Genomic DNA, 2,844 nt, shown 5'->3' on the forward strand with positions numbered 1-2,844 from the left:
ATCCTTTACAGGGGCTACCGCAACATTGAACTGCTCAAGAGAATCGGTAACAAGTGGCTGGCGCAGATTTGCGGTAGCGGCTTGGAAATAGAAGTATATGACGACGAATTTACGGTGAAATAAAAAAACAACTAATTATTATGAGTATAGTAAAATGCAAAGCCTGCGGTTCCGCCGATGTGGAACTTCGGGCATGGGTCAAGCCCAACATGGGCTGCGAATGTACCCATACTATTGATTTTTCCCAGACGGTTCTTGACAACAAGGCTGACTGCTATTGCTGCAACTGTCAGGACAATGTAGAATTAACCATTGAGGAGAATGAAAAATGAGACAGAAGGAACAAATTAACGAAATCCGCAAGGAATTGATGCAGGTTATCCGTGATGCGGTAGAACGTGAAAATGGCTGTATCGGCATGTTTTACAAAAATAAAGGCTGCCGGTACTATGATTGCGATGAATTGGAAGAATATGACGATGTGAAGATTGCAGTCATTCATAACCCGGTTTTAGATACTTACGGAGGCTATGAGGCCGCAACGGTTTTCGAAATTTATATTGACGACGAATCCCGTCTGATGTGTACTGTCAACGGCGAAAGCGGCGATGACCGTGATGAACCGCTCGAAAACGTAGAGACCGATGAGTTAATTGCCATTGTCGAATGGCTGCAAAATCAGGGCTTTGTTCCCGAAAACGAAGCCAACCCCTACCGTTGTGCCAAATGCGGCTCAAAAGACATACAAAGGCTGGCTTGGGTGCTTCCCAATAAGGGGAATTTGTTTGACGGCTATTCCGGCAACAATGAGGATTCGGAAGAAAACTGGTGTAATAGCTGCAACGGGCATTTTGAAATTTTGCCGGAAGACAAATTAATGAAAGAAATCGAGGCATGGCGGCAAAAATCCGGTTATCAGGAAGAATGGGATGACTTGAAGGCAGAAGAAAAAATTGAAGTGTGGAACTTAAACAAAGAGGAGGAACAATGAACAGGGAATTAGTTAAGGAACTGCTCCGGTATTTTGAAAATATAGGCGAAAAGCGCAACGAAGCGGAAGAACATTTATTCAAGGAATTACAGGACGAATCAGCTTATTTTCCGATAGCGAGCGTTCACAGAGACGACCTCGAAAGAGGGGGATTTGATGTTTCAACTATTACCGACGAGCAAATGGAAGAACTTGCCATCCAAATGAACGAATCCTACGTCGGAAAAGATATTTTTGAGGAGGATATAGAAATCATTGCCTTTCAAAGACTGGATATACCGAGGAAAAGCGACCTCTGCTGTCCCGACTGCGGAAGCTACAAAGTGGAAGAATACGACGAGAACGGCAGGCGCTTTTCCTGCAATACCTGCGATTATGAATGGCGGTTTGACAATAACAAAGAAGAAGTATGAATAACTATGTATTGGTAGAATTTCCCGAAGACGCCGCATATTTTGAGAACAGCGAAACCGGCTATCCCTGCTTCAACAGCGAGGACAACGGCGCACGATATATTCCCGAAGCGGAATATGCAAGGCATTTCGGACACGAGCCTCAACCGGATGCCTGCTTTCGACCGCTTTGCTGGCCTGCTTCGCAGGATTATTTGCGAAACAGGCTTTGCGAGCCGGTCATTGCCGATGAAAAAGCGCTGTCTGACTTCGGTTCGTCTGCCGTTTGGGTCCCGGTATGTCTTATAGAACTTGATAAATAGTTTAATATGAATACTTTTTGGAAAACATATAAAGAAAAATACGAATAAAATGAGAAGACAACTTTTAGAAGAATTGCACCAATATTTTGAAAATATAGGTTGCGACCGTTCCGAAACGGAAGAATACCTGTTCAAGGGGTTACAGGGCGAACTGCCTTATTTCCATATTTCTTCTGTTCACAGGGACGATCTCGAAAGCCATGGATTTGATGTATCCCATGTTACGGACGGCCAGATGGAAACCATTGCAGGCAAAATGGCAGACGCCTATACCGGAAATGATGTATTCTGGATAGACCTGGATATTATTGCCGACTATGCCGAAGTTCCCATGAAGCCTGAAAAATGGGATAAAAACTACTTGATTGAAAGGATACAGGATATTATTGACGAATACGGCGCTTTCAATACGGCGGAAGTCGGAGCCGATGCTTCCCCCTGCATCCATAGCAGTGAAGGTACAACTGTTTTGGCGGAATATTTCTGTGAAGATTGCGTAACAGCCGTTACATACAATAAGGATGGAGTGGAAATCCATACGGAATTTAAGCCTTATAAAGAGCTGGAACATAACGTTCTGTGCGCTGTTTACGAATTATGCGCGAATTGGAAAGCAAGGAACGACTGATATGGCTTCCCTTATGTCTTATAGAACTTGATAAATAATATGGAAAACTTAAACTCATTTTGCATTTGAATAAAAACTTCATGATGAAAAAGAAAGAAAGCAGAATACAAAGAGTTCATTCATTCGCCCATTACGGCGATTTCGTCCGGTGCAATTACTGTGATAAAATCATGGTGTTGCCGGTCGGAGCGGACAAATGCTCTTTATGTTACTATGAAAGAGCATTGGCATGGGAAAAAGACGATTGTCCCGAAGCGGATTCTTTTGAACTGGCCAAATCAGGAAAATATAAAGTTATTTTCGAAAGAGAAGAGCTTAAACCTTCCGAATACCTTTCCGACGAGGTATTAATCAATGAATTTGAAACCTGTCCAGATTTCAGGTTCAGGAACAGGGCGAACAATTACTGGGAAATTCTTGACAATGGGCGGAAAATCTATTCCGGCACAAAGGATGAAATGGAAACGAAGTTTGCACGGATTGTCAAACGGAAAAATTCCCGCAAGCGAC

The 2,844-nt window shown here is 43.1% G+C and carries 5 protein-coding genes and 1 pseudogene; all 6 read left to right on the top strand.

Annotated elements, in window-relative coordinates; translation table 11 throughout:
- Nucleotides 1–140: 140 nt before the first annotated feature.
- A complete protein-coding gene (locus ACYPWY_RS15865; protein ID WP_459686519.1) occupies nucleotides 141–332 on the top strand; it encodes a hypothetical protein in 192 nt (63 codons plus the stop codon).
- On the top strand, nucleotides 329–991 hold the full coding sequence (locus tag ACYPWY_RS15870; RefSeq protein ID WP_459686521.1) for a hypothetical protein: 663 nt from the start codon (nucleotides 329–331) through the stop codon (nucleotides 989–991). Before ACYPWY_RS15865 ends, ACYPWY_RS15870 begins: the two co-directional genes overlap by 4 nt.
- Nucleotides 988–1,404, top strand: coding sequence for a hypothetical protein (locus tag ACYPWY_RS15875; RefSeq protein ID WP_459686522.1), 417 nt, complete (start codon nucleotides 988–990; stop codon nucleotides 1,402–1,404). The genes ACYPWY_RS15870 and ACYPWY_RS15875 overlap by 4 nt, the downstream gene beginning before the upstream one ends.
- Nucleotides 1,401–1,706, top strand: a complete 306-nt coding sequence (locus ACYPWY_RS15880) for a hypothetical protein (RefSeq protein ID WP_459686523.1) — start codon at nucleotides 1,401–1,403, stop codon at nucleotides 1,704–1,706. Before ACYPWY_RS15875 ends, ACYPWY_RS15880 begins: the two co-directional genes overlap by 4 nt.
- Nucleotides 1,707–1,755: 49 nt before the next feature.
- Entirely contained in the window at nucleotides 1,756–2,334 is a 579-nt protein-coding gene (locus ACYPWY_RS15885) for a hypothetical protein (protein WP_459686524.1), read from the top strand.
- Between the two features lie 80 nt (nucleotides 2,335–2,414).
- Nucleotides 2,415–2,844: pseudogene (locus ACYPWY_RS15890) on the top strand (hypothetical protein); the annotation flags it as partial.

The sequence above is a fragment of the Viscerimonas tarda genome, from assembly GCF_054601255.1.

Bases quoted from the DNA above. Each gene is read 5' to 3' on its own strand.
- ACYPWY_RS15865 (WP_459686519.1), top strand. From the start codon at position 141: ATGAGTATAGTAAAATGCAAAGCCTGCGGTTCCGCCGATGTGGAACTT.
- ACYPWY_RS15870 (WP_459686521.1), top strand. From the start codon at position 329: ATGAGACAGAAGGAACAAATTAACGAAATCCGCAAGGAATTGATGCAG.
- ACYPWY_RS15875 (WP_459686522.1), top strand. From the start codon at position 988: ATGAACAGGGAATTAGTTAAGGAACTGCTCCGGTATTTTGAAAATATA.
- ACYPWY_RS15880 (WP_459686523.1), top strand. From the start codon at position 1,401: ATGAATAACTATGTATTGGTAGAATTTCCCGAAGACGCCGCATATTTT.
- ACYPWY_RS15885 (WP_459686524.1), top strand. From the start codon at position 1,756: ATGAGAAGACAACTTTTAGAAGAATTGCACCAATATTTTGAAAATATA.